At 43.5% G+C, this 26,950-nt stretch carries 21 protein-coding genes and 1 other annotated feature; of the genes, 18 read left to right on the forward strand and 3 right to left on the reverse strand.

The window, feature by feature from the left end; translation table 11 throughout:
* Window positions 1-39: 39 nt before the first annotated feature.
* From AC0J5I_RS10345 to nadA, 10 genes are all read left to right on the forward strand, one after another.
* The gene (locus tag AC0J5I_RS10345) at window positions 40-1,407 is read left to right on the forward strand and encodes a PTS sugar transporter subunit IIC (RefSeq protein WP_475299734.1); all 1,368 of its coding nucleotides are present in this window, start codon (window positions 40-42) and stop codon (window positions 1,405-1,407) included.
* An 82-nt stretch (window positions 1,408-1,489) separates the two neighbouring features.
* Window positions 1,490-3,916 carry a glycoside hydrolase family 2 TIM barrel-domain containing protein gene (locus tag AC0J5I_RS10350; protein WP_475305680.1) on the forward strand — a complete coding sequence of 809 codons (2,427 nt, stop codon included), beginning with the start codon at window positions 1,490-1,492 and terminating at the stop codon, window positions 3,914-3,916.
* A gap of 1 nt (window position 3,917) precedes the next feature.
* Window positions 3,918-5,342 (forward strand): 6-phospho-beta-glucosidase, encoded by a 1,425-nt coding sequence (locus AC0J5I_RS10355; RefSeq protein ID WP_475299735.1) that lies wholly within the window; start codon window positions 3,918-3,920, stop codon window positions 5,340-5,342.
* Between the two features lie 36 nt (window positions 5,343-5,378).
* Window positions 5,379-7,178 (forward strand): family 43 glycosylhydrolase, encoded by a 1,800-nt coding sequence (locus AC0J5I_RS10360; RefSeq protein ID WP_475299736.1) that lies wholly within the window; start codon window positions 5,379-5,381, stop codon window positions 7,176-7,178.
* A 30-nt stretch (window positions 7,179-7,208) separates the two neighbouring features.
* Window positions 7,209-8,474: a glycoside hydrolase family 1 protein gene (locus AC0J5I_RS10365; RefSeq protein WP_475299737.1), complete on the forward strand. Its 1,266-nt coding sequence runs from the start codon at window positions 7,209-7,211 to the stop codon at window positions 8,472-8,474.
* A gap of 96 nt (window positions 8,475-8,570) precedes the next feature.
* Entirely contained in the window at window positions 8,571-9,419 is an 849-nt protein-coding gene (locus tag AC0J5I_RS10370; protein WP_475299738.1) for an SDR family oxidoreductase, read from the forward strand.
* Window positions 9,420-9,470: 51 nt separating this feature from the next.
* Window positions 9,471-9,584 carry an SDR family oxidoreductase gene (locus tag AC0J5I_RS10375; protein ID WP_475299739.1) on the forward strand — a complete coding sequence of 38 codons (114 nt, stop codon included), beginning with the start codon at window positions 9,471-9,473 and terminating at the stop codon, window positions 9,582-9,584.
* 179 nt (window positions 9,585-9,763) lie between these two features.
* Window positions 9,764-10,429: an NAD(P)H-dependent oxidoreductase gene (locus tag AC0J5I_RS10380; protein ID WP_475299740.1), complete on the forward strand. Its 666-nt coding sequence runs from the start codon at window positions 9,764-9,766 to the stop codon at window positions 10,427-10,429.
* A 295-nt stretch (window positions 10,430-10,724) separates the two neighbouring features.
* On the forward strand, window positions 10,725-10,892 hold the full coding sequence (locus AC0J5I_RS10385) for a hypothetical protein (RefSeq protein WP_475299741.1): 168 nt from the start codon (window positions 10,725-10,727) through the stop codon (window positions 10,890-10,892).
* Between the two features lie 320 nt (window positions 10,893-11,212).
* Entirely contained in the window at window positions 11,213-12,160 is a 948-nt protein-coding gene (gene nadA, locus AC0J5I_RS10390; protein ID WP_475299742.1) for a quinolinate synthase NadA, read from the forward strand.
* A 178-nt stretch (window positions 12,161-12,338) separates the two neighbouring features.
* On the opposite strand, the gene AC0J5I_RS10395 is transcribed toward nadA, so the two are convergent.
* Window positions 12,339-13,232: a MurR/RpiR family transcriptional regulator gene (locus AC0J5I_RS10395; RefSeq protein WP_475299743.1), complete on the reverse strand. Its 894-nt coding sequence runs from the start codon at window positions 13,230-13,232 to the stop codon at window positions 12,339-12,341.
* Window positions 13,233-13,498: 266 nt separating this feature from the next.
* Between AC0J5I_RS10395 and AC0J5I_RS10400 the strand changes: the two genes are divergently transcribed.
* Together AC0J5I_RS10400 and AC0J5I_RS10405 are read left to right on the forward strand one after the other, a co-directional pair.
* Window positions 13,499-14,875 (forward strand): 6-phospho-beta-glucosidase, encoded by a 1,377-nt coding sequence (locus tag AC0J5I_RS10400; protein ID WP_475299744.1) that lies wholly within the window; start codon window positions 13,499-13,501, stop codon window positions 14,873-14,875.
* Window positions 14,876-14,961: 86 nt separating this feature from the next.
* Window positions 14,962-15,204 (forward strand) — a binding site (T-box leader).
* Between the two features lie 55 nt (window positions 15,205-15,259).
* On the forward strand, window positions 15,260-16,288 hold the full coding sequence (locus AC0J5I_RS10405) for a 3-deoxy-7-phosphoheptulonate synthase (protein WP_475299745.1): 1,029 nt from the start codon (window positions 15,260-15,262) through the stop codon (window positions 16,286-16,288).
* Window positions 16,289-16,445: 157 nt separating this feature from the next.
* Here AC0J5I_RS10405 and AC0J5I_RS10410 read toward each other — a convergent pair whose 3' ends face one another.
* The gene (locus AC0J5I_RS10410) at window positions 16,446-17,642 is read right to left on the reverse strand and encodes a MalY/PatB family protein (protein WP_475299746.1); all 1,197 of its coding nucleotides are present in this window, start codon (window positions 17,640-17,642) and stop codon (window positions 16,446-16,448) included.
* A gap of 267 nt (window positions 17,643-17,909) precedes the next feature.
* Between AC0J5I_RS10410 and AC0J5I_RS10415 the strand changes: the two genes are divergently transcribed.
* Together AC0J5I_RS10415 and AC0J5I_RS10420 are read left to right on the forward strand one after the other, a co-directional pair.
* Complete coding sequence (locus AC0J5I_RS10415) at window positions 17,910-18,617, forward strand: helix-turn-helix domain-containing protein (protein WP_475299747.1); 708 nt, start codon at window positions 17,910-17,912, stop codon at window positions 18,615-18,617.
* Between the two features lie 99 nt (window positions 18,618-18,716).
* Window positions 18,717-19,352, forward strand: coding sequence for a Vat family streptogramin A O-acetyltransferase (locus tag AC0J5I_RS10420; protein WP_475299748.1), 636 nt, complete (start codon window positions 18,717-18,719; stop codon window positions 19,350-19,352).
* Between the two features lie 343 nt (window positions 19,353-19,695).
* On the opposite strand, the gene AC0J5I_RS10425 is transcribed toward AC0J5I_RS10420, so the two are convergent.
* Complete coding sequence (locus AC0J5I_RS10425; RefSeq protein WP_475299749.1) at window positions 19,696-20,886, reverse strand: helix-turn-helix transcriptional regulator; 1,191 nt, start codon at window positions 20,884-20,886, stop codon at window positions 19,696-19,698.
* 118 nt (window positions 20,887-21,004) lie between these two features.
* Between AC0J5I_RS10425 and AC0J5I_RS10430 the strand changes: the two genes are divergently transcribed.
* The 4 genes from AC0J5I_RS10430 to AC0J5I_RS10445 all read left to right on the forward strand — a co-directional run bounded on the left by AC0J5I_RS10430 (window position 21,005) and on the right by AC0J5I_RS10445 (window position 26,945).
* A complete protein-coding gene (locus AC0J5I_RS10430) occupies window positions 21,005-22,450 on the forward strand; it encodes a family 43 glycosylhydrolase (RefSeq protein ID WP_475299750.1) in 1,446 nt (481 codons plus the stop codon).
* A gap of 28 nt (window positions 22,451-22,478) precedes the next feature.
* Entirely contained in the window at window positions 22,479-24,500 is a 2,022-nt protein-coding gene (locus AC0J5I_RS10435) for a beta-galactosidase (protein ID WP_475299751.1), read from the forward strand.
* Between the two features lie 27 nt (window positions 24,501-24,527).
* Window positions 24,528-25,931 carry an MFS transporter gene (locus AC0J5I_RS10440; RefSeq protein WP_475299752.1) on the forward strand — a complete coding sequence of 468 codons (1,404 nt, stop codon included), beginning with the start codon at window positions 24,528-24,530 and terminating at the stop codon, window positions 25,929-25,931.
* 93 nt (window positions 25,932-26,024) lie between these two features.
* Window positions 26,025-26,945 carry an ROK family protein gene (locus AC0J5I_RS10445; RefSeq protein ID WP_475299753.1) on the forward strand — a complete coding sequence of 307 codons (921 nt, stop codon included), beginning with the start codon at window positions 26,025-26,027 and terminating at the stop codon, window positions 26,943-26,945.
* The last annotated feature ends 5 nt before the right edge of the window (window positions 26,946-26,950 follow it).

Consider the following 26,950-nt stretch of genomic DNA (forward strand, 5'->3'; position numbering starts at 1 on the left):
GTGTTCGACTTTTTTGGATTTTTGGATGAATGAAGCTATATGGGAGAAAAAAACTATGGCAAGAGAAAGGAAATAATGAACATGAAAATATTTAAAAAAGTACAAAATTTTTTGACTGAAAAAGTGGAGCCGATGTCTTATAAGCTGACTCAAAATAAAACATTATCCACTATTATGGAATCGATGATGGCGACCTTACCGATTATGATCGGCGGAGCAGTTTTTTCTTTATTGGCCAACTTTCCAATTCCGGCTGTAACAACTTTTCTTACAAATATAGGTATCAAGGGATTTTTGGATTCATTTGTGACAACGCAAAATAACTTAACGCCTGTATTTATATCGTTTCTTATCGGCTACACGTATGCGAAAAAAGAAGGTATCAATCCGATACCGTCCGGAATTTTTTCACTTTTGACCTACTTCATGCTCATCCCGGAAAATATTCCAATGGGAGAAGGAAATTTAGTTGCATACTCAGCACAATATTTAGGGGGTAATGGGATATTTGTATCGATCATCTTTGGTATCCTAGTCGCTAAAATTTATGTGTTCATCACAAAGAAAAAAATTATTTTGAAGCTTCCTGATAGTGTGCCGCCTATGGTTGCTCAATCATTTGAACCACTATTTTCTGGCTTCATCATCATTGGGCTGGTCATTGTCCTTAAAGCGGTTGTTTCCATATCCCCATTTGAAAATGTCTTCAATGTCATTACCGTCCTCATTCAGGGGCCTATCATGAAACTTGGCGCTAACGTTCCTGCCTTGATCATTTTGCAAACGGCAGCTAGTGTGTTGTGGTATTTTGGAATTCATCCATTGGCCATCACTTCTCTCTATATTCCAGTGTTCACTACTATTTTAACTGACAATATCACGGCGTATATGAGTGGACAACCACTTCCATATTTGGAAGAAGGCGTAGTGTATCTCTTCACAAACCTTGGGGGAGCAGGCAGTTTAATGGGTTTGGCAATCTGTATGGTAGTGTTTGGCAAATCTCAACGATATAAAGTCATGGGGAAAATAAGCATCATTCCAAGTATCTTTAATATCCAAGAACCAATTATGTTCGGTTTTCCGATCATTTTGAATCCTATGTTCTTCTTACACTTGGTCTTGACACCTTCCCTTTCGATGGGGATTGGTTATCTTGCAATCAAGCTAGGATTATTTAACCTTAACCCAGTAGTTGCAGTGATGACACCATGGACTATGCCGTTTCCGATTACCGGGTTCTTAGTTGGCGGCTTGCCACTGATGTTGATATTCCTGGCGATCATTTTATTGAATGTATTCCTGTATCTGCCTTTGTTTATGGTTTTGGATAAAAAAGAACTTCAGGAAGAGCAAAAATTGGAAGCCGCTTTAGAAGCTGAGAAGATGTTGCAGACAGACATATAGAGAAGTATTTTGGGGGAAATGTATGATTAGACAAAAATGGAATGAAGATTGGATCTTTAAGGCAGGTGCGGACAATCCGTTGATGGAAGCCGTGATGAACAGTGAACACGCTGCAAAGCTAATTCAATTGCCGCATGATGCAATGATTCATGAAACCAGAAGCAAAGAAGTAGCGAATGGCTCCCAAACGGGCTTTTATCCGGGCGGGAATTATACATACATTAAAAAGATAGCGGTTCCTGAAGAATGGGAAAACCAGTCAATCACTTTCGAATTTGAAGGCGTCTATTCAAATTCGAAAGTGTTCATCAATGATGTTTACGCTGGCGGATGCAACAACGGGTACCGAAACTTCTATATCAATGCCAATATGTATTTGAAATATGGGGAAGAAAATGAGCTGAAAGTAGCCGTAAACAATACGGCTCTTCCGAATAGCCGGTGGTACTCAGGAAGCGGAATTTATCGGGACGTGAACATTCTGCGCAGTGATTTGCTGCATATCGCTATTGACGGCGTTAAAATTACTACTCCAGAAATTGATGCGGATTTCGCGGTGGTCGTCGTTGAAACAACCTTGGAGAACGAACAACGTTTACCAAAAACCGTAAGAGTCACGACTGATATCCTTGATGCCGATAATCATGTTGTTGCCAGCGAAACGAAAAAGGTAACCGTTTTTGAAGAAGATACGACTGTTATACAAAGAATTGCCCTTAAAAAGCCAATTCTATGGGATATAGATACCCCTTATCTGTATAAGACACGCATTCGAATCGAGCAAGACGGATCTTTACTGGACGAAGAATTGGTTTCATTGGGCATTCGTGATCTGAAACTGGATGCGGCAAATGGTCTTCGTTTAAATGGGAAAACAATAAAACTGCAGGGTTGCTGCATTCACCATGATAATGGCGTTATCGGCGCAGCCACCTTTTACCGAGCTGAAGAACGGCGCTGTGTGCTTCTCAAAGAGGCAGGGTTCAATTGCATCCGTAGTGCCCATCAACCCATCAGCAAAGCAATGTTGGATGCATGTGATAAGCATGGCATGTTAGTGATTGATGAATTATCTGATGTATGGAATGTCTGCAAAAATCACAATGACTACTCAACCTTCTTTTCTGATAACTGGGAAGAGGACGTAGACAGCATGGTTGCGAAAGACATAAATCATCCCTCTGTCATTATGTATTGTTTAGGAAATGAACTTTCCGAAGCAGGAACAGCGAAGGGGGCTGAATTGAATCGGAAGATCAACAGGAGAATAAAAGACCTGGACGGTGCCCAATTTACTGTCAATGCAATAAATGGCCTCACGGCTGCTTCAAAAAAACTGCCGTTGATTTTCCAGGACATCGCTCAAAGTGCATTGCATAGCGATATTTCTTCCCAAGAAGACAGTTCAGATACGGACGCTGCCGGAAGCAATCAAGTGAACAATATGATGGCTATGCTGGTGGGACCGTTAGCGGATAGCGTCGCCAGCCATCCGATCATGAGCGATACAATCGAAGAATTTCTTGAAGGCACAGATGTAGCGGGATTAAATTATATGACTTCACGTCATACGCTGGATCCCAATTGCATCGTGCTGGGAACGGAAACCTTTCCGAGTGAAATTCCCCGTTTGTGGGATATTGTGAAGGAGAACAATAATGTGCTCGGCGATTTGACGTGGACTGGGTTTGATTATCTCGGTGAGGCTGGTATAGGAAACTTTTACTACGATGACAGTCGGCCTTTTTCGAATCATTGGCCGGATCTGACCGCATATTGTGGGGATATAGACATCATAGGGACGCGTCGGGTAATCAGTTATTACCGAGAAGTGATCTTTGGGCTAAGAAAGAAGCCATTCATCTCAGTCGCCCGTTTGAATAGATTTGGAATGCCATGCATAAAAACGCCATGGGCATTTAAAGACAATATTGAAAGTTGGACCTGGAGCGGTTACGAAGGAAAACCAACCATCATAGATGTATATAGTGATGCCAATGAGGTTGAACTATTTCTGAATGGTGAATCGCTTGGAAGGAAGAATGTAGGAGAGCGTGAGCCTTTCACGGCTTCATTTGAAACGCTCTACCAACCTGGCTGTTTGAAAGCAGTCTGCTACCGTGACGGGAAAGCTTCAGAAACAGAAGAATTATGTACAGCGAATCCCGAAGTGGAGCTGTTCGTTGAGCCTGATAGGAATGAGCTTGAAGCAACCGGAGCGGATTTGGCTTATGTAAAGATTTCTGTTGTTGATGAATCCGGAACCCTTAACCACCAAGCAGAGGCCGAAGTGACGATCGAGATAGACGGGCCTGGGGTAATCCAGGGCTTCGGATCTGGAAATCCTCAAACAGAAAACTTCTTTGGCAACAATACTTGGAAAACCTATGATGGGCATTTGCTTGCTGTTGTAAGGTCAACAAATGAACCAGGAACAATTGATATCGTTGTGAAGTCCGGAAAAGATGAAAAGAAAGTATCTATAGTGACAAGTAAGAAAGGAATTTAATATGGCATTTCGAAATGATTTTTTATGGGGTGGCGCAACAGCGGCAAATCAATGTGAGGGCGCCTATACTGAAGGCGGCAGAGGCCTTTCTAATGTGGATCTTATACCGCACGGCAAGGACCGTTTCCCCGTCTTTGTTGCAGGGGAAGGTTCGCTGGAAACGGATCAGGACCATTATTATCCTTCCCACCAAGCCATTGATTTTTATCACCACTTTAAGGAAGATATCGCATTATTCCATCAGATGGGTTTTAAAACCTTTCGGCTGTCGATATCGTGGAGCAGAATTTTCCCGCTTGGGGATGAGGAACTGCCGAATGAGGAAGGCTTATTGTTTTACGAGGAGATATTCAAAGAATGTCAGAAATACGGTATCGAACCGCTCGTCACCATTACTCATTTTGATTGTCCCATGGGCTTGGTCAAACGGTATGGAGGATGGGAAAACCGAAAGTTAATCTATTTTTACAAGAATTTAGTAAGCACACTATTTACAAGATATAAAGGCTTAGTAAAATACTGGCTCACGTTTAATGAGATCAACATGATCCTTCATGCTCCGTTTTTGGCTGGGGGAGTTGTGCTGAAGGGGACGGATAACACAGAAGCTGTCAGATACACTGCGGCACACCATCAGTTGGTTGCGAGCGCTTGGGCGACAAAAATTGCCCATGAAATCGATCCTGAAATGAAAGTGGGCTGCATGTTGGCTGCTGGAAATGCCTATGCCAATACGTGCAATCCGAAAGATGTGTGGTTGGCCTTGGAAAAAGATCGGTCAGAATATTTCTTTACAGACATTCAAGTCCGCGGCTATTATCCTTCATACGCACTAAAGGAACTCAACAGAAAAGGAATAACCGTTCCATTTAAAGAGGATGATGAAGAAGTCCTTCGGGAAAATAACGCCGACTTTATTTCTTTGTCCTATTATTCATCCAGATTGGTGAGTACAGATCCCGAAGTAAATAATGCGACAGATGCTAATGTATTTGCGACTTTAAAAAATCCGTATCTGGATGTCAGTGAATGGGGCTGGCAGATCGATCCATTAGGGCTTCGGATTACGTTAAATGCGCTCTATGATCGCTATCAAAAACCTTTATTTATTGTAGAAAACGGGTTGGGGGCTAAAGACGAGCTCGTTGACGGAAAAGTGGAGGATGATTATCGGATCTCATATCTCCGTGAACATATCAAAGCGATGAGGGATGCCGTGGTATTGGATGGCGTTGATTTACTTGGCTACACAACCTGGGGCTGTATCGACTTGGTGAGTGCCACTACGGGAGAAATGAGCAAACGCTACGGGTTCATTTATGTCGATAGGGACGATGAAGGAAATGGAACCTATAAACGCTACAAGAAAAAATCATTTGATTGGTATAAAAAAGTGATTGAAACGAATGGAGAGATCCTGGATTGATAGAATCAACAATAAATTTTGGGAGGGAAACTGATAATGAATTATTATTGTAATCCCATCAATGTGGATTATTTATACCAATTTTATCAAAATCGAAAACATAATAACAGAATCGAGATTGCAAGAGAAGCAGCTGATCCTTCCATGATTGAGTTTGATGGAAAATATTATATTTTTGCATCAATGACCTTGGGCGTCTGGGTGTCTGACAATTTGGCTGATTGGGAAAACCACAGATTGCCGGATAATTTGCCCCTTTACGATTATGCACCAGACGTTCGGGTGATTGATGATTATGTTTATTTCAGCGCTTCAAAATCAGATGAAATTTGTAATTTTTATCGCACAAAAGATATTTTGAACGGCCCATATGAAGAAATTGTTGGGAGTTTCGATTTTTGGGATCCGAATTTATTCGAAGATGAAGATAAAAAAGTCTATCTTTACTGGGGATGTTCCAACAGTGCGCCTGTATGGGGCGTTGAGTTAGATAAGGAAACCATGCATCCGATAGTGGATCAAGTGGAGGTAATCTCCCAGGATACCCAAGTAAAGGGATTTGAAAGAAAAGGCGAGAACCATTCTATACAAGCACTCGGAGATACAGAATTAGAGGAACGTTTTCAAGGATTTCTGAAAGAACAAAACGTAGTTGAAGACTCCTTGCCAATCCAAACACAAGGTATAATCAAAAGCATGCTCAGCAATCGGCCTTACATAGAGGGCGCCTGGATGACGAAGCACAATGGGAAATATTATCTTCAGTATGCTTGCCCGGGAACACAATATAATGTGTATGCAGACGGAACATACATCTCAGACAGTCCTCTGGGGCCTTTCACTCTGGCAAAGAATAATCCTTATTCTTATAAACCCGGTGGATTTATTACCGGTGCAGGGCATGGTTCCACTATGCAAGATCTGAACGGAAATTTCTGGCATACATCCACAATGCGCATCAGCATGAATCATCAATTTGAGCGCCGTGTTGGCATTTGGCCAGCAGGTTTTGATAAAGATGATGAATTGTTCTGTAATCAGAACTATGGCGATTGGCCAAGAAGTGTAGAAAAGACGCAAACGAATCCTTGGGCAGATCCTGAATGGTATTTACTCAGTTACAAAAAACGGGTTTCTGCTTCTTCTTTTGAAGACTCAAACGTGCCTGATAAAGCAGTCGATGAAGATGTTCAAACGTGGTGGAAATCTTCAAGTGCCAAATCAGGGGAATGGTTACTGATGGATTTAGGGAAAGTATTTGATGTAAGGGCAGTCCAGCTTAATTTTGCGGATGATCAAGTAGATACGCCTGTTCCCGGAACAATCATAGGCGAGTCGATGCCGAGATATATCGAGGAGTCTCCTTTAGTAACGCGTTGGATTTTGGAAGGCTCAATGGATGGTAAAGAATTTTTTGTGATAGAGGACAAATCCTCAGCAAAAACGAGTTTACCTCATGATCTTATCGTGAAAGATGCTGGGATTGAGGCGCGTTTCTTAAAATTGACATTAATAGAAGTACCCTATAATCAAAAGTTTTGTGTTTCAGGATTTAGGGTTTTCGGAATTGGAAACGGCGAAAAGCCGAGTGTGCCGAATTTCCAGGCATTGCGGATCGGTGATGTCGATATGGAAATCACAATTGAGAAAAATGATGCTGTCGGCTACAACATTTTATGGGGACATAGCCCTGAAAAAATGTACCACAGTTATCAAACTTTTGATCACAAACAAGGAATCGGCGCATTAGTTAAAGGACAAGAAGTTTATGTGCGTGTGGACAGTTTTAACGAGAATGGGATCACTGTCGGCACGGTATCGCAGCTTGACTCCTGAACGAGGGGATACTGGAGGGAATGAAATCAGATGAGTGAAGTATTTTTGTTGGGGGCTGCCACTGCAGCGCACCAAGTAGAGGGGAATAATATTTACAGTGATTGCTGGGCTTTAGAACAAATGGAAGGCTCCATGTATAAAGAACCTTCATTGGATGCGGTAGATCACTACAATCGTTATGAGGAAGATATTCAGCTGATGGCTGATGCCGGGCTGAATGCTTACCGTTTTTCGATTGAATGGGCAAGGATCGAACCGGAACAGGGGAGTTATGATGAAAAGGAAATCACGCACTATCAAAATGTTTTAAAATACTGCCTGGAGCACGGCATAACCCCGATCGTCACGATGCACCACTTCTCTTCCCCTAAGTGGCTGATTCAAAAAGGTGGTTGGGAGAATAAAGATACGATCAAATATTTCACAGCATATTGCCAATTCGTCGTCCAAAAATTAGGCGATTTAATGGAATATGTCTGCACGATAAATGAAGCAAATATGGGATTGCAGATTGCTGCAATTGCGCGCGACATGATGCTGCAAATGGGAATTAAGCCACAAGTTGGCATAAATTTTGAGCTTCCGGAAGAATTTCAGAAAATCAGAAACCAAGAAGCAGCAGTTTTTGGGCTTAATCAGGGAGATGCGGTTAATACTTTTTTGTCACTCCGAACAGAACAAGGCGACTTGTTAATTATGCAAGCCCACGAATCTGCTCGTGATGCGATGAAAAAGATTTGCCCCCATTTAAAAATAGGGGTGACATTATCCCTGTATGATTTGCAGGTAGAGCCTGGTGGAGAGAAAGCTGCTGAGACAGAATGGGCAGAGCAATTTACCCATTATCTTCCGTATATGCAAAAAGATGATTTTATCGGCGTACAGAACTACACCCGGAAAATAATCGGAAAAGATGGCAGTATGCCAGTGCCCGCAGGTGCAGAAACTACGCAAATGGGCTATGAATTCTATCCTGAGGCGATCTCAAATGTCATCCGGGAAGTATGGAAATCAATTCAGCTTCCGATCATCGTTACAGAAAACGGCGTAGCGACTGAGGATGACAGCAGACGTGTGGTATTCATTGAAAAAGCGTTAAAAGGACTGAAGGAATGCATAAATGATGGGATTCCAGTATACGGATACTTGTATTGGTCTTTATTGGATAACTTTGAGTGGCAAGAAGGGTTTTCTAAGCAGTTTGGTCTCATTGCGGTAGATAGAAGCGATCAGAAAAGGATTCCTAAAGAAAGTTTAGGATCCTTAGGCACGATCAGTAAACAATGGGAAAACTAAATAATTTTAGCACACAATGAATCAATCATCCTAAATTTTCATCAACAAAGCTGTGTAATCAGCTAAGAGAAAGACAGGATAAAGGAGGAAACACTATTGAAGGATTATTTTAATTATAGCGGGAAAATTTGTGTCGTTACCGGTGCTGCCAGTGGTATGGGAAAAGCTGCTGCAGAAGCTTTAGTAGACATGGGTGCGAAAGTATATGCATTGGATTGGGCAGAAACAACTGTTCCTGGCACCATGAAGAATATTCATGTCAATTTGGGGGATAAAAATTCTATTGATGCTGCATTTGAAGAATTGCCACAAAAAATTGACTGTTTTTTTGGTATTGCTGGTGTTTCAGGCATTAAGACTGACTTTCAGTCTACAATTATCATCAACTTTTTGTCGAATAAGTATATGACGGAAGCCTATTTATCAAAAAGAATGCAGAAGGGCGGGGCTGTTGCATTCGTCACTTCCGAAGCTGGATTGAGATGGGAAAAGAAAGAAAATGTACAAGTTTATCTGCCGATGATCGAAGCGGACAATTGGGAGGATACACTTGCCGAAATTACGAAATTGGATAAAGGCTACCCTGGGAACTTAGGGTATGTTGTTTCCAAAAAGGCGATGAACTATTATGTGCCTCATACCCTGAAACAATTTGGACCAAAAGGCATCAGGGTCAACGCGGTTCTGCCGGGAACAACGGACACGGGCATGAAAGACGAGTTTGCTGAGTCTGCGGGCGGCATTGATAACCTGAAGAGTTTTACAGGATTCAATGGAAGATTAGCGGAAAGCGAAGAAATGGGTCTACCCATCGTCTTTTTGAATAGCGGAATGGCAAGTTATATGAATGGGGTTATGCTCGTTGTGGATGATGGACTGGAAAGCCAAATTCAAGCTGGTTTCATCAGCGACATGTATGGATTTGAGATGATTGGTAAGCATTGAATCTAAACATGAGTGCAGCTGTTTTGTTCATTATTACTTCAGCGGTGCCGGATGACCGGTTTGAGATGCGTCTTCCGCATGGTAGTATTTTTAGCGTCAGATGACAGTCATTGGATTACAGGCCAAAACATTCATGCTGACGGAGGGGCTTTGATTACAGGATAGATTTATATTATGGATCTTTTATGAAGGGCTAAGATATAGATTTCTTATGAAAATCGAAAGAATACGCGCTTTCCATTTCTCCTTTACGTCTTCCTTGCTGTATCTGCCGTAAAAAAGTAGTATATTGATTAGGTAGATTTTATTGCGAACTATATCATGTAAAGTGAGGGGATCCATTTATGTCGACACCTGAATTAAGAGCACAAATCATCGAAGCGCACCAAAGCCGCTACGCCACGAAATCCTTCGATCCGTCGAAAAAGATTTCCAAGGAAGATTGGGAAACAATCATTGAATCGGCGCGCTTATCGCCAAGTTCCTTCGGGTATGAACCCTGGAAATTCTTGTTGCTGAACAACCAAGAAATCAAGGATGACTTGAAGGGAATCGCTGCGGGAGCAGTCAACAGCCTTAATGGCGCTAGCCATTTCATCATAGCGCTGGCCAGAAAAAATGTGACGATCGAAAGCAATCATGTCAGACACATCGTGGAGGACGTGCTCGGCGTGGATTTTGCGATTGACTCACCGCGCAGCCAGTACTTCGACAACTTTCAAAAGAACAATCAGCAATTGACGAATGAACGCGCTCTGTATGACTGGGCCTCCAAACAGACCTACATCGCAATGGCCAACATGATGACCACTGCAGCCTTGCTGGGCATCGATAGCTGCCCAATCGAAGGCTTCAACAAAGCCAATGTTGAGAAATACCTGTCGGAAAAAGGTCTGGTCGCCCTGAACGGGTTCGGCGTTTCCTATATGTTGGGTTTTGGATACCGCAATGAACCGATCACGCCGAAGAAAAGACAGTCCTTGGATGAGATTCTTGAAGTAATCGACTGAATACTTCAAGTGTTAAACGTCTCCCGAATTGACGGGGACTGCTTCAAGATACACCAGAAAAACAGCAAGTACAACAGGAAGACAATCCTACCAGGTGTAGGGCTGTCTTCCTGTTTTTTGCGGTATATAGACTGAAAAGAGATGTTTGGAACAATATTGGCTGAGCAGTATTCTTGACTTGGAGTCCACATCAGGGTATATATTATATACATCTCATCAGAAATCTGCCTGTTGGAGTTGCCTCGGCCAATCAGCCCGTTACATTACACAAGCTACTTACAAGGAGGAAACCAATATGAAAAATTATACAAATGTGAACGACATGACTTTACAAGAATGCGAACATTTCAAAGTTGAAATGGAAATGAAGAAAAACTATTACGGTGCTTTTGTAAGCAACGTATTATCGGATGAAATGACCGAAAAAATGGAAGATATCTGTGGTTGTGAATCGAACCAATAGTTATCGGTCGGCGAAGCGTTCTGCAGCTGATCAAACAATGGCCGATACGCGAGTAGACCAATTGGTACTGATGAGATGCAGAAATAAACTAAGTGAGTTACTGTAGTGGAGCACTTAGGAAATAGAATACTGAATTGAGAACAGCCGGATAAACGTCAAATGATGTTTATCCGGCTGTTTTTGTGTTGCATCTTGGCATACTGGTTGGCTTAAAATGAGGGGAAGGGGACATTGACAGGTTTTGTTCAGCATGATAACCTTTAGTGAGTTTACAGGTGTCAAGACACAAGGAAAATTAAGCCGTGGAGGTAATGGGATAGATGGATAAGGTGAACACACAGTTGGGCGATATAGAATTAGTTGCGGGGATACAGAGGTTGAAGCAAGAGAAGGATATCATTGTTCTGGCGCATTTCTATGTCCAGGACGAGATTCAGGACGTGGCAGACTACATTGGAGATAGCTATCAGTTGGCGAAATTGGCGAAGACTACGCCGCAGCAGACAATCTGTTTCTGTGGGGTAAACTTTATGGGGGAGAGCGCGAAGATTTTGAGTCCAGGCAAGCGGGTCATTATGCCGGATATCAAAGCCGGTTGTCCGATGGCTGATATGATAACGACCGATGAAATCGAGCGCGTCAAAGCACTGCACGATGATTTGGCGGTTGTCGCGTATGTAAATACGACGGCGGAAACAAAAGCGCATAGCGATGTCTGCGTGACGTCGTCCAACTGTCTGGAAATCGTGCGCAGCCTGCCGCAGAAAAACATCTATTTTATTCCTGATATCAATCTGGGGTCGTACATTAAGAGCCAGGTGCCGGAGAAAAACGTCATTCTCCACGACGGGTTTTGTTGCGTACACCACAAGATCCGCGTCGCCGCAGTACAGGAGATGATTGAGGCCAATCCGGATTACAAAGTACTGGTGCATCCGGAGGCGCAGGCGGAAGTTGTTGCTCTCGGTGATGTAGTCGGCAGTACAAAAGTGCTGTTGGATGAGGTGAAGAAGAATGATGCACCTGGATATATCGTCTGTACCGAAGTGGGCATTTTGCATCAGATGAGGAAGGCGGGTCCGGGTAAGGAGTTTCTGGTGCCGACACGTACCCAAACATGCCGCAGCATGAAACGTAATACATTGCAGAAATTGTATGATGCGATGGACACTATGACACCGGAAGTTAAGATGGATGAGGAATTGATGCAGCGGGCCCTCCGCCCATTGGAAAAGATGATGGAACTTTCGTTGAAATTGGTTAGATGATTAGCAAATAACTACGCAAGTCATCGCTAACCTACCCGTCTATTGTCGCAGTAGACGTAAAAACCACTCCCTTTTTTCGTCAGGGAGTGGTTTTTGTGCTGTTTGAACTGAGTTCATTTCATATCGCAAAGCCATTACAAAATGGAATATTATAGTCATTAATTCTCCAACCCAATCGCTACGTCTTTTCCCAACCGGTGTCCTCTTGCATGATATCCGAACTCGTCTTCCTTTTATCAGCTATTTTGCCCAGGCGTATGACGTGGGCCAGATTTTCCTCGTAATTTTCGGCAAAGACTACTGAATACAGCACATCCAGCAAATAGATGATGGACAAGTTGATCGTGAAGTTGCCGATTTTGGAATACAGTTTCTCGCGGGTCGTGATCGGCAGGTAGCAGTCCACCACCCGCGAAAGGTAGTTGTCGCCAATGCCCGTGATTCCGATCGTCGGAACACCTTCCGCTTTCAAAATATTTGCGATCTGTTTCATCGCATAGCTCTCGCCGGTATAGGAAATCAAAATGGCGCAGGTGCCTTCTGGACTGGTATAAGCTGTGTAGACGTCTTCGCCTTTGATGGTAGAGACGGCAGTGTGGTGCTTGATCCGGTTCATCTTCAGGGCAAAGTCCTGCGGAATGAGCATGTTGGCGTTGTTGGCAAAGATTTGGATGTGCTTTGCTTTCAGCAGCATCTGTTTCGCCTGTTGCAGCGTGTCATGGTGGATGAGCGAGAGCGTATCCTCGATCGTCGATTGTCCGAGCGAGGCCATCTTGTTGCTGATTGTCATGATCGAATCGTTCGCCTCGAAGGGGAGATTGGCATCGATATTGACGAAGTTGCGGGTCAGATAGTCGTGCTCTTCTTGGTAGGCTTTTTTGCATTCCACCCATCCGTCGAAGCCCAATTTTTTGGCGATGCGGATCAGTGTGGAAGGCTGCGTATAGGTTTCAGCTGCGATTTCCTGCATCGTTTTTTCGTCCAGCACTTCTGGATAACGCAGCAGGTAGTTCACGACCTCCCTTTCGGCCGGAGAAAACTTGATGGTTTCCATTTTTTCGCGTATCAACATAGGTGGCGCGTCTCCTTTTCTCAAGTCCAGCGATTCCTATCAGGCTCGAATCGCGTTTCTTCCATTTACAAAAATTATAAATTAATGTAAATGTTATGTAAACGATATTTTGCAAAAAAAAGGCCAAAAAGCAAAAAAAATTTGAATTTTTAGGCGGATTTTGCACGATTTTTGTAAAAAGGTTTTGAAGTGTACCAAGAACCCTTGTTATCGTTATTTACATGATAGATAATAACCTTGTAAACGAAACGAGGAGGAATATACAAATGACTAAAGGCGTTAAAATTGTAACAATCGGCGGAGGAAGCAGCTACACACCTGAATTAATGGAAGGTTTCATCAAACGTTATGATGAACTGCCTATCCGCGAAATCTGGTTAGTGGATATCGAAGCAGGGAAAGAAAAATTAGAAATCGTTGGCACAATGGCGCAACGGATGTGGGATGCATCCCCTTATGATGTGAAAATCCATATGACTTTGGACCGCAGAGAAGCTTTGAAAGATGCAGATTTCGTAACGACGCAATTCCGTGTCGGTTTATTGAACGCACGTGTCAAAGATGAGCGTATTCCTTTCTACTATGGCATGTTGGGCCAAGAAACCAATGGTGCCGGCGGTATGTTCAAAGCATTCCGTACAATCCCTATCATTTTGCAAATCGTCGAAGACATGAAAGAGTTATGCCCGAATGCCTGGTTGGTCAACTTCACGAATCCAAGCGGCATGGTAACGGAAGCAGTTGTCCGCTACGGTAAATGGGACAGAGTAATGGGCTTGTGCAACGTACCGGTTATGGCTACCATGACTGAGCCGAAAGCATTAGGCGTTGAAAAAGAAAATCTGATCTACAAATTTGCCGGTTTGAACCACTTCCACTGGCATAAAGTCGCTGACGACAAAGGCAACGACATCACTCATAAAGTGATCGACGCTATGTTCGATAAAGATGCAGGCTTACCGAAAAATATCCACGACATTCCGTTCTACAGAGAACAACTGGATCAAATGGGTATGATCCCATGCGGCTACCACCGTTACTACTACCGTGAAGAAGAAATGCTGACACACGGCTTGGAAGAGTACAATGGCATAGGCACGCGTGCACAACAAGTGAAAGAGACAGAAGCTGAATTGTTCGAATTATATAAAGATCCTAACCTGGATCACAAACCGGAGCAATTGCAAAAACGTGGTGGAGCTTATTACTCAGACGCTGCTTGCGAAACAATCGCTGCCATCTACGGCAACAAAGACACCCAAATCGTTGTATCGACTAAAAATAATGGCGCTGTTCCTGACCTGCCAGCTGACTGTGTAGTCGAAGTTACAGCTTACGTAGGCGCACAAGGCGCTCGTAACGTAGCTTTCGGTGAATTGCCGACTGCTGAAAAAGGCTGGTTGCAAGTGATGAAAGCCATGGAATTGTTGACTATCGAAGCGGCTGTAACAGGCGACTACGGTACAGCTTTGCAAGCATTCACAGTCAACCCATTGATCCGTTCAGGCGACACTGCAATCAAAATCATGAATGAATTGTTCATCGCACACAAAAAACACTTGCCGCAATTCGCTGAAACAATCGCACGCTTGGAAGCTGAAGGCGTGACTGTTCAGGACGAAATCGCAAAAGATCTGGACTAATCTGTCAAGAAAACCCTATCATTCACTTTTTTTCAAAAAACCATTTGACATTTGCTTGGAAAATGAGTATATTCTGAGAAACAACATAAAAAGTGATGATAAGAAGTAGTAAGTTATTGAGCTGACCAGAAAGGTGCCGGTCGATGCGAGGCACACATGCGAGATATCCGAATTCATCTTTGAACTTCGCACTGAATCAAGTAGGCTGCGACGGGTGATAGCGTTCGTTATTTCGCTAGGGTATTATAATGTACCTATCGAGGTAGACCTGCGCGAGTAGTCTATGAACAAAGGTGGTAACACGAGTCTATACAGGCTTCGTCCTTTCCAATGAAAATTGGAATGGATGAAGCTTTTTTTGTTGAAGAAAATGGAGGGGTTAATATGAGTTTCAAAGCATTGAGTGAAAAAATCGATTTCGAATTAGTCAAAGAATTATCCAAGCTGACACCTGAGCAAGCAGCGATGAAGGCAGCCCGCGACAAAGAGTTGCACGATATCATCGAAGGCAAGGATGATCGCATCCTTTTGGTCATCGGACCTTGTTCCGCCCATGATGAAGAAGCGGTAATGGAATACGTGCGTCGTTTGGCGAAATTGCAGGAAAAAGTCAAAGACAAAGTATTCATGGTTCCCCGTATTTACACAAACAAACCGCGTACGACCGGCGACGGCTACAAAGGCTTGTTGCATAAACAAGATCCTACCGGCAAGAGCAACCTGATCCAAGGAATCGCTGCTGTGCGCAGCCTGCACAACCGTGTCATCACAGAAACAGGCTTGACGACAGCCGATGAAATGCTGTACCCGGAAAACCTGGATTTTGTTGATGATCTTGTCAGCTACCATGCAATCGGCGCGCGTTCCGTGGAAGACCAACAGCACCGTTTCGTTGCCAGCGGAATCGATCACCCAGCCGGGATGAAGAACCCGACAAGCGGGAACCTGAAAGTGTTGTTCAATTCCGTTTACGCTGCTCAACAAGTTCAAAAATTCATCCATAATGGGGTCGAAGTGCAGTCCAGCTCCAATCCGTTGGCGCACGTTGTCTTGCGCGGCGGAACGAACGACTACGGCGATAACATCCCGAACTACCACTACGAAGACCTTGTCAAAGTCGTGAAAGCCTACGAAGGCGGGGACTACAAAAACCCGTTCATCATGATCGACACGAACCACGACAACTCAGGCAAAAAGCATCTGGAACAAATCCGCATCGTCAAAGAAACGATGTTCAACCGTTCTTGGAACGATGACATCAAGAAATTGGCGCGCGGCTTCATGATCGAGAGCTTCCTTGAAGGCGGCCGTCAAGAAGACGACGGAACAGTCTTCGGCCAATCCATCACCGACCCATGCCTAGGCTGGGAAGATACAGAAGCATTGGTTAACTACATCGCAGAAAACGCATAAGAGCATAAATATATGAGGCCAGGAGAAATCCTGGCCTTTTTGTGTTGCTGAATGATGCGAGGGATAGGGGTGCGTGTAATCTACTTCAAGAGAATTACAGGAACAAGAAGCGATCGTCCTAGGTGCTGGAAACTGCTTCTTGAGCTAAATACACTTCTTAAACAATAATTTTATTTTCAATATATTTAACCGATTCTTTAATTCGATGAAGACCTTTAAATAATCTTTCGTGAGAAGTAGCAATATTCAGACGCATAAACATTTTTCCCTCATCGCCATAGGCACACCCTGCATTTAGAGCTACCTTTCCTTTATTTACGAGTAGACGCATTAATTGATCGTCATCAAGTCCCAGATCTGAAAAGTCCAACCAAGCTAAATAAGTCCCTTCAGGTTTTTTAAACTTCACGTTAGGAATTTCATTTTTAATAAATTCCTCTATAAAATTAAATTGTTCGTCAAAATGTTGAAGCAGTTGTTGCAGCCATACTTCTCCCTCATTTAATGCAACTTCTGTAGCAGTCAAACCAATTGAATTCATTTCCAAATGTAAATTAGGGCCACTATTTCTTGCTTGAGAGAGAACAAATCGCTCCCGTAATGACTGATTAGGGATAAACGCATAAGAGCATTTCAATCCTGCCAAATTAAATGTTTTTGTTGGTGCAGTTAAAGCAATGGTAAACGCGTCTGAACCATCCAGTGCCAACATACTGGTGAATTTGTTAGGTTTAAAAACGATGTCTTGGTGTATTTCATCGCTAATGAGGATAACCTCATACTTTTTACACAAATCTACGACTTTTTTAAGTTCGACGTGTTTCCAAACACGGCCTCCAGGATTGTGAGGGTTACAGAAAATATACATTTTTACTTGTCGGGTCTTCATTTTTTCCTCAACGTCGGTGAAGTCAATGGTATATTCACCATCATTGCTAATTAATTTACTTGTAACTAACGCTCTCTTATTGAGCAAGACAGCGCTGGCGAACGGAGAATACACTGGATCATGAATTAATATAGCATCTTCTTCCCGGGAAAAAGCTTGAATCGCAGTGCAAATAGAGGAAACTACTGCTGGCGAGAATACGATAGATGATTTAGTCAATTGATAATTATGTTGAGTGGACTGCCAATTGATTATTGCCTGTATGAGAGAGTCCGATGGCGTTTTGTACCCAAAGATCCCATTAGAGACCTCATTTTCTATAGCATCAATAATTTTTGAGGATGAGACAAAGTCCATATCAGCAATCCAAAGAGGCAATAAATCTTTACTCCCAAAAACCGTTTCCGCCATATCCCATTTAACACTACCTGTATCTATTCTGTTGACTGATTGATTAAAATCCATTACATATCCTCTCTCCTTCGGTAAAATACTTTTATATCAGCTACCTTCTATGTAATAATATAGGTGTATCAAAAAGAAATCCAATAGATACAAAAATCGTTAAAATCAACTTTCCGTATAAAAAAGTATTCTGGATACACTGAAAACGATTTCATTTTCGGTTTATTGAGAATCTATTCATCTTTTCACCTAATTTCATCAAAAAGAATATTTATAATACTTTTCATATAACCTAATTTAAAAATACAAACTTTAGGAGAATGAACTATGTCAGACATATCGTCAGAATTGGGAAGAACCATCAGATACTTTCGAAAAAGCAAAGGAATAACTTTGGAAGAGTTAGGCGAGCAAATAAATAGAAGTAAATCTACTATGCAAAAGTATGAGGCAGGAAAAATTATAATTGATATTGAAACTTTTTATGAAATTGCTTTTGCCCTTAATGTACATCCTGAACAACTTTTATATAGTAAATCCAACCTTTTGATGGAAAACGAATCTTCTAATCCAAAAACGTTATTTAAGGAGTCAACGACTTTATATTCATATATGTATGATGGACGAATTAATAAATTGCTTCGTTGTCTTTTTATAATCTCTAACCACCCGGAACATGGAAGGTTTCCAACCGCTTTCTATATGAATATACCGACATTTGATAAATACATGTTTGCTGAGAATACTTATTTTGGATATTCTCAACATCACGACACATTCACATCTATGTTCCTTACACATAGTTCTACTGAAGTTGAAAATGTATCGATAACCATTTTGTCGACATTTCAAGAAACAACGGAGCGTTTGGGAATGATGAGTGGAATCTCGTTTCGTCCCTTCATGCCAGTGTCATTTAAGATGCTTTTTTCTAAAACTCCTCTTAAAGAGGACGAAGAGCTCATTAAACGTTTAAAAATCAATCAAAATGACATACGCATGATGAAATTATTTAATATGTTTAATATTATGTGATTTTAGGCATAAAAAAGGAACATAAAAAAATAGAAAAGTTAATTCCACTGTTAAGAGATTTACTCGTAAAAGTTAATAATTAGAAGAGGAGGTTATACTATGTTTGGTCCAGATCCGGATGCTATCTACCCTAATCCAGCTATCCCAAGTGTTTGTTTCATTAAAAATGTAATCACTCGTCCAACTATTAAAGTGGGTGATTATACTTATTATGATGATAATGAAAGCCCAGCAGATTTTGAAAAACATGTAACGCATCATTATGATTTCATTGGGGACGATTTAATTATAGGCAAATTCTGCGCTTTGGGTAAAAGTATTGAATTTATTATGAATGGTGCAAACCATCGAATGAATAGTGTAACGACATACCCTTTCAACATATTCGGAAATGGTTGGGAAAAAGCTACTCCTAACCTCGATGAATTACCTTTAAAAGGAGATACCATCATTGGAAATGATGTATGGTTTGGGCAAAATGTAACTGTTATGCCAGGTGTTCATATTGGTGATGGCTCTATAATTGCAGCGAATTCTACAGTAACTAGTGATATTCCTCCTTACTCAGTTGCAGGAGGAAACCCTTGTAGACTAATCAAAAAACGATTTGATGACGACTTAATTGAGTATCTTCTTTATTTGGAATGGTGGAATTGGGATTCAGAAAAAATATTCAATAATCTCGAGATATTGTGTAGTGGAGATTTATCAAAAATAAAATCGATAAGTAAATAAAAAATTATTCGCAATTTAAACTTATCGAATTTCTTAAATACGTAGAAATAGTGAACGATATCATCAATGAATTATCAGCGAAACAATATTTTTTCGGTGAAACCTCACCAGTATTTAGAAATGTTTGCATCAAAGAATAATTATACGTTCGCTCTCTTGTTTCTTAAATATTAGTCAAAAAAGTCGCGCAGTTAGCCAGTGGGGAATCCTGGCTGATTGCGCGATTTATTTTGCATAGTTCAATGTGTGAGGTTGAATTATGCAAGAGGTTATTTGGGAATTACAATGACATCTCTTAATTTTGAGAGGCGTATTTGTTTATATTAGCTAGGAATTTATCAGTTCAGCTCTTCCCGAAGCGCATTTTGTACTCGCTCGGGGCGTAGCCGGAAAAGTTCTTAAACACTTTTCCAAAGTAGCTTTGGGAGCTGTAGCCGAGGCTGGAGGAGATTTCGCTGATCGGTCTTTCGGAATACAGCAACAATTGCTCCGCGTATTTCATCTTTTCTTCCGTCATGTAGGCTTGGATTGTTTTGCCGGTATTCTTTCTGAACAGCGCGGAAAGATAGTTCGGCGTGACGGAAAGTAACTCCGCTATTTCGCCGATCTGCAGGTCTTTGTGCAGGTTCTTCAGGATGAATTCCTGGATTTTGTTCACGTACGGATGTGTATAAACCGCAGACGACTGGATCCTGGATTTCTTTGACAATTCATGGACCAACAAAGTGTACTCCATTTCCGCATTGCGAATCAATCTTGTGATGTCCTCTACAGTATTCAAGCGCTCGATTTCGAGCGAGAAGGCGTCGCTCAATGAATAGCCGATTTCGGGATGCAAGCCGCCTCGCATCGCGGCCCGACTTGCCAAAGTTAAGACGACGATCCCCAGATTCTTCATATTCCGAAGTTCATCGCTGGCGAGTCGGCCAACTTCCCCGCCGTAGTCCTCGGCCCAGCTTTCCTTCAATTTGAGGATGTCCCCGTTCATGATGCTGTCGAATTCGCGTACCTCTTGCTGATAGGAGTTATGCCAAACATCCGTTTCTCTGTCTTGAAAGAACTTGTCGACGTAATTTTTCTTCGCGGATTGCATGTGATCTTTGAAGTTATGCGCCAACAGTTCTTCAATAATCAATTCATGCTCGTGCGCCAGATTATGCATCAACAGCAGCACTTCAACAAGTTCGCTCACAATCATCGACGGAACGCGGTAGGTGCTGATATTTCCCCAATCCTCCATGCAGATTTTTCGCGTGATTTTGTAGTCTTCGTTCATTTCCAGCGGACCGACGAGAAATATGTGGTCTTCATGTTCCACCAAACCAAAAACATAGTGGTCGTTCAGACTGACGATCGTGGGCACGGCTTTGTTGGAATACCGCAATAATTTTTGTGAACATTCTTCATTCAACTCAAATTGTTCCGCCAGTTCCAGATTTTTGCAGACGGATTGCGTTTCCGTTCCATTCTTATAAAGACTGATTTTTGTGTGCAGTTTTCTGGATGCAAAAGCCATCAAGTAGTTCAGATTCATATGATTCACCTCTTTTGACAATTATAATAGAAAATTACCAATCAGCATAGATAATTTATATACGATTATCTGGAAACGCTTTATTATACGGGTATAAAGAAAAAAGGATGTGTCGCGAATGAAAAAACAAGTCTTTAATCCTTATTTGCCGAATGATGAATATGTCCCGGACGGGGAGCCAAAAGTCTTCGGGGACCGGGTATATGTGTACGGAAGCCATGACCGGTTTAACGGAGAATTTTATTGCGTCAATGATTATGTCGGCTACTCCGCTCCGGTGGATGATTTGAGCGACTGGCGGTTTGAAGGGGTCATCTACAAAAAGGACCTGGATCCGTTGAATCCGGAAGGAAAATTCAATATGTTCGCGCCTGATGTCGTCCAAGGGCAGGACGGTAGATTCTATATGTATTACGGGATGGATTTCATCAACCAGATTTCCGTAGCGGTTTCCGACAGTCCGGAAGGGCCATTTGCATATTACGGTGCTGTCCACCATCCGGAAGGTACCATGTTGGGAGAAAAATCCACGGATGCTTTCCAGTTCGATCCAGGTGTGCTCGTGGATGACGATAACCGGGTTTGGCTGTATACGGGATTCGGTCCTAACGAATCGTTTCGGGAGATGTTCGCAGAACACTTCGGGCAAACGCTGGGTGAATGCGGAAACTTTGTGACTGAACTGGAAACGGATATGCTGACTGTCAAAACGGCTCCTGTCCAGCTGATTCCGAATACCTGGGACAGCGAAGGCACTGATTTCGAAGGACATGCATTCTATGAAGCAAGTTCGATTCGCAAGTTCAACGGCAAGTATTACTTCATCTATTCCTCGGAGTTAAGCCACGAACTGGCATATGCGATTAGTGATTATCCTGACAGAGGTTTTGTTTACGGCGGCAGTCTGCATTCCAACGGGGATATCGGGTACCAAGGGAACACAGAGGAAGTGAACTATTGGGGAAACAATCACGGTTCTGTCGCCTGCATCAATGGTGAATACTACATTTTCGGGCATCGTCAAACGAATTACACCGAGTTTTCACGACAAGGGGTTGCCGAAAAATTGCTGATGACGGCAGACGGCCGCTTTGAGATGGCCGAGATGACCAGTTGTGGTTTGAATCAAGGACCGCTTAGAGGAACCGGCAGCTATCCGGCTGCGATCGCTTGCCAACTGTACAGCGGCAACGGAGCATTGAAGAGCACGGAAGTGTTGGAAAAAGAAGAGCATCCTTGTTTCACGCAGGAAAAGGAAGATAGCCAAAATGATCCCAGCCAGTACATCCACAATTTGATGGACGGATCGGTCGCCGGGTTCAAGTATTTCCATTTCGATGATTTGGACTCGCTTTCAGTCACGACACGTGGTCCTGGAAAAGGTCTGTTGGGCGTATATACGGAATTGGGAAAAGCACCAATTGCGGAAATTCATGTGAGCCCTTCAACGGAATGGCAAACATTTGAAGCGAATGTATCCGATAGTGTTGTGGGGGAACAGCCATTGTTCTTCCGCTATGAAGGTCCGGGCACCATCGATTTCAAGGCTTTCGGTTTAGGGTAATCAATAATATATTTTTGGAGGAGGACACATGGAAGAAATTTTGTACGGAGTAGCTTACTACTATGAATATCTGCCTTACGATCGTTTGAAGGAAGACATCGAAATGATGAAGAAAGCGGGTATCAATGTCGTCAGGATTGCGGAATCCACTTGGTCCACCTATGAAAAGAAGCCGGGGGAATTCGACTTCTCGACTGTGGATTTGGTTATAGACGAAATGGAGAAGGCCGGCATCAAAGTGATCATCGGCACGCCTACTTATGCAATACCGAGCTGGTTGGTCGATTTGGACGAGGAAGTGATGGTGACTCGAAAAGGCAGCGGACGCGCCATCTATGGTATGCGCCAATCGATGGACATTACGAACAAGACGTATCTTTACCATTCTGAGCGGATCATCCGGAAACTGATCGAGCGGACGGCCAATAGAGAAAACGTCATTGGCTTCCAACTGGACAATGAAACGAAAGCCTACGGGACTTCCGGAAAAAATGTCCAAAAAGCATTCGTCGAGCATGTGAAGGGATTATTCGACGGCGATCTGGACAAGCTGAATGCCGCATACGGGCTGGATTACTGGAGCAACCGGATCGATTCCTGGGAGAACTTCCCTGACGTGAATGGCACCATCAACGGCAGTCTGGGAGCGGCATTTGAAGAATATCAACGGCTCTTGGTGGATGGATTTCTGCAATGGCAGGCGGACATCGTCAATGAGTACAAACGGGAGGATCAGTTCCTCACGCAAAACTTCGACTTTGAATGGCGCGGTTACTCCTATGGGGTACAGCCGGAAGTGAATCACTACAAAGCGAGCCAAGCCATCACGATCGCAGGCTGCGACATCTATCATCCGACGCAGGATCAACTGACAGGCAAGGAGATCGCCTTCTGCGGGGACAGCACCCGCAGCCTGAAAAAGGACAATTACCTTGTTTTGGAGACGGAAGCGCAAGGCTTTCCTCAATGGACGCCATTCCGTAACCAGTTGCTCCTACAGGCTTACAGCCACTTGGCATCCGGAGCAAACATGGTGATGTATTGGCACTGGCATTCGATCCACAATGCCTGCGAATCCTATTGGAGAGGGTTGTTGAGCCACGACTTCAAGGAAAATGCTACCTATAGGGAAGCTGTGACGATAGGCAACGAATGGAAAGAGTTATCGCCGAAACTGGTCAATCTGAAGAAAGACAATAAAGTTGCGCTAGTGGTCAGCAATGAAGCTTTGACAGCGTTGAAATGGTTCCCTGTGGACCTGAATGCGGCTTTCCAATCAAGCATCAGCTACAATGATATCGTTTTGGCGTATTACACCCAACTATACAATCTGAACATCGAGTGCGATATCGTGACGCCGGACATGGAAGGTTGGACGGAATACGAAATTCTGGTTGTTCCGGCGCTGTACAGCGCATCGGATGAAACCTATCGGGAATTGGCGGACTTTGTCGAGAATGGCGGAAAACTCCTGTCCACTTTCAAAACGGCAGTCGCCAACGAACACTTGAAGATATCCTATGAGGGCACACCGAAAGGACTGCAGGAAACCTTCGGCATGCGATACAACCAATTCGCTACCCCAAGCAAGACTCGTTTGATAAGCGAATACTTTTCATTCGAAACGGATGCGGAAGTGCGAGGGTTCATGGAACTCTTGGAACCGGATGGAGCAACCGTGTTGGCTACTTATGACCATGCACCTGGTGACAGGGATGTCGCCATCACCGCAAACGATCACGGAAATGGCAAAGCAGTCTATATTGGCTGCATGATGGACGACCAGAGTTTCAGTCAGGTAATCCGGAAAATTTTCGCGGAACTGTTTGCTTATCAAATGAGTGAATATGCATTTCCAATCATCGTCAAAAAAGGCACCAATCAATTTGGACATGAACTGACGTATCTCTTTAATTATTCCGAGAAAGAACTGGCGGTCGCTTCTCCATCTGATGGGATGTCGATTAGGGAGAAAAGAAATGTTGCAATGAATGAAAGCCTTATCATCAAACCGTGGGATCTTGTGATTTTGGAAAATGAACAACAATAAATGAGCAGTGGAAGGGGTAATGAAAACATGGCAACACAAACTGAAGTCAAGAATCAATTAGGTGTAAACTACAATCCGGATCCAAAAGCATCGCTGACATTTCTGGAGAGGTTCGCGTACGGAACGGGGGATTTTGCCAGCAATATCGTCTATTCGGCGATTTCGATCTTCTTGGTGTATTATTATACGGACGTCGTGCATGTCAATGCGGCCGCAGTAGGTAGTATCATGCTGATTTCCAGGATTTTTGACGGAATTAGCGACATCGTCATGGGCGTCATCGTTGACCGTACACGTTCCAAGTACGGAAAAGCTCGGGTTTGGGTCATGCGCATGGCGATTCCATACGCACTCTCCGCCATACTGTTGTTCTCCGTTCCGGCGAACGCCAGTGATATGTTCAAAATCGTTTATGTATTCTTGAGCTATAATTTAGTTTCTACAATCATCTTTACGGCCATCAATGTCCCGTATGCTACGATGAATGCGATGATGACCCAAAACCAGTATGAACGGGCGTTGCTTGGAACGTTCCGGATGCTTCTGGCGACTGCTGGCACGTTGTTCATCAATACGTTCACTTTGAAATTCGTCGATTACTTCGGTGGCGATCCTCGCGCTTGGACGTTGACATTTGCTGTTTTCGGACTGATGACAGTTGCTATCCTGTTGTTCACTTTTATGTTCACGCATGAACGCGTAATCGAAGAGGAACGCACAGAAGAGAATAAGAGAAGTGTTGCCGAGGAATTCAAAGCATTGCTGAAGAATAAATATTGGCTGATGATGACTGCGGTCATTTTCCTGTTGTACTTGTCCCTGACTGTAAATGGCGGAAGTGCGGTCTACTATGCGAAAACGGTTCTGAATGATCCTGCTTTTGTTGTTCCTCTAGGAAATGCGACGACGATTGCGCAGATTTCGACAATGTTCTTCACGGCTCCTTTCATCAAACGGATGGGTAAACGGAACGTAATTTTGGTCGGTATGTCGGTGACGGCGTTGGGTTATATCGTGATGATCATGGCAGGAACCAATTATTCCATGATTTTAGCCGGAAACATCATCAAGGGTATCGGCGGAGGATTTGCAGCTTCTTGTCTATGGGGAATGCTTTCTGATACGATCGAATACGGCGAATGGAAAACCGGAATCCGGACAGCCGGGTTGGCAAACTCAGCTTCTTCATTCGGCAGCAAAGTAGGATCCGGTTTGGGTGGTGCCATTTTGGGTTGGATCATCGCAGCCGGTGGATACGACGGTGAAGCGGCAGTGCAAACAAGCAGTGCAATCAGTGCAGTCAACGCGGTCTACATTTATGTCCCATTGGCACTGACAGCGGTTTCGTTAATTTTCATCTACCTGTATAAATTGGATAAAGAATATGATAATATTATCAAAGACTTAGATGAACGAAAATTGAAAAAATGATAATGTTCAGGGTGAGGCGGATTACTCGCCGCACCCTGATTTTTTGTTTAGAAGAGCAGATGCATCTTATAATTTGGCGAAGGCGGGACTGACATGAATAAAAACTACTTAAGTATCGACATCGGCGGCACGAACATCAAATTGGCCTTGATCGACCACTCCGGGCAGATCCAGTCCAAGAAGCAGGTGCGGACACCGCACGAATACGGCGCATTCATCGCCACATTGGAAAATGAAATAGAATTGGTACGGGGTGAGATTCGCGGCATCGCCTTCTGTTGCCCTGGGAAAGTTGATACAGATACGGGCATGATTTCCTTCGGTGGAGCATTGCCATTCTTGGACGGCATTTCTTTCATCGAGGAATTCCAGCCGAAATTTGATGTGCCGGTTTCCGTCATCAATGACGGCAAGGCTGCAGCTTTGTCGGAGCTGTGGCTTGGCAATCTGAATGGCATCGAGAACGGCTTGGCACTCGTGCTGGGGACAGGCATTGGCGGTGGGCTGATCCTTGACGGCAAACTCTATCAAGGCAAGTATTTCCAAGCCGGGGAATTGAGCTTCATGATGAAACAATCGGACAAGCCATCTTTCGACGATATGTACGGCATGACCGGTTCGGCTGTCGGGTTGGTCAAGAAAGTGAATCTGGAACTGGGGACCGAGGACACGAAGGACGGCGCAACTGCCTTCGAAGCGATCAATCAACAAGACTCGAGCGTCTATCCGATTTTCGAAGCCTTCGCCAGAGAGATTGCCTTCATGATCTGTAACGTCCAAGCTGTCCTTGACCTCGAGAAGATTGTCATCGGCGGCGGGATCAGCGCCCAACCGATCGTTACCGAAGAAATCCGCAAACAATACCGCGCCATCCGCGCAGGCCTGCCTTTCGTGGCGAACACCCTGACGGAAGTTGAAATCGACAGCTGCCGATTCCTGAATGATGCGAACCTGTTAGGGGCCTTGTATCAGCTGTTGCTGAATACGGATGAAGAGATGGTCTTGAACAGGTAAGGAAT

It is taken from the genome of Trichococcus sp. TS_SC_9, from assembly GCF_056156325.1.

Coding starts and splice junctions, on each gene's coding strand:
- AC0J5I_RS10365 (WP_475299737.1), top strand. CDS start 7,209: ATGAGTGAAGTATTTTTGTTGGGGGCTGCCACTGCAGCGCACCAAGTA.
- AC0J5I_RS10360 (WP_475299736.1), top strand. CDS start 5,379: ATGAATTATTATTGTAATCCCATCAATGTGGATTATTTATACCAATTT.
- AC0J5I_RS10405 (WP_475299745.1), top strand. CDS start 15,260: ATGAGTTTCAAAGCATTGAGTGAAAAAATCGATTTCGAATTAGTCAAA.
- AC0J5I_RS10350 (WP_475305680.1), top strand. CDS start 1,490: ATGGAAGCCGTGATGAACAGTGAACACGCTGCAAAGCTAATTCAATTG.
- AC0J5I_RS10355 (WP_475299735.1), top strand. CDS start 3,918: ATGGCATTTCGAAATGATTTTTTATGGGGTGGCGCAACAGCGGCAAAT.
- AC0J5I_RS10435 (WP_475299751.1), top strand. CDS start 22,479: ATGGAAGAAATTTTGTACGGAGTAGCTTACTACTATGAATATCTGCCT.
- AC0J5I_RS10420 (WP_475299748.1), top strand. CDS start 18,717: ATGTTTGGTCCAGATCCGGATGCTATCTACCCTAATCCAGCTATCCCA.
- nadA (WP_475299742.1), top strand. CDS start 11,213: ATGGATAAGGTGAACACACAGTTGGGCGATATAGAATTAGTTGCGGGG.
- AC0J5I_RS10375 (WP_475299739.1), top strand. CDS start 9,471: ATGACCGGTTTGAGATGCGTCTTCCGCATGGTAGTATTTTTAGCGTCA.
- AC0J5I_RS10380 (WP_475299740.1), top strand. CDS start 9,764: ATGTCGACACCTGAATTAAGAGCACAAATCATCGAAGCGCACCAAAGC.
- AC0J5I_RS10445 (WP_475299753.1), top strand. CDS start 26,025: ATGAATAAAAACTACTTAAGTATCGACATCGGCGGCACGAACATCAAA.
- AC0J5I_RS10410 (WP_475299746.1), bottom strand. CDS start 17,642: ATGGATTTTAATCAATCAGTCAACAGAATAGATACAGGTAGTGTTAAA.
- AC0J5I_RS10345 (WP_475299734.1), top strand. CDS start 40: ATGGGAGAAAAAAACTATGGCAAGAGAAAGGAAATAATGAACATGAAA.
- AC0J5I_RS10415 (WP_475299747.1), top strand. CDS start 17,910: ATGTCAGACATATCGTCAGAATTGGGAAGAACCATCAGATACTTTCGA.
- AC0J5I_RS10395 (WP_475299743.1), bottom strand. CDS start 13,232: ATGTTGATACGCGAAAAAATGGAAACCATCAAGTTTTCTCCGGCCGAA.
- AC0J5I_RS10440 (WP_475299752.1), top strand. CDS start 24,528: ATGGCAACACAAACTGAAGTCAAGAATCAATTAGGTGTAAACTACAAT.
- AC0J5I_RS10400 (WP_475299744.1), top strand. CDS start 13,499: ATGACTAAAGGCGTTAAAATTGTAACAATCGGCGGAGGAAGCAGCTAC.
- AC0J5I_RS10385 (WP_475299741.1), top strand. CDS start 10,725: ATGAAAAATTATACAAATGTGAACGACATGACTTTACAAGAATGCGAA.
- AC0J5I_RS10430 (WP_475299750.1), top strand. CDS start 21,005: ATGAAAAAACAAGTCTTTAATCCTTATTTGCCGAATGATGAATATGTC.
- AC0J5I_RS10425 (WP_475299749.1), bottom strand. CDS start 20,886: ATGAATCTGAACTACTTGATGGCTTTTGCATCCAGAAAACTGCACACA.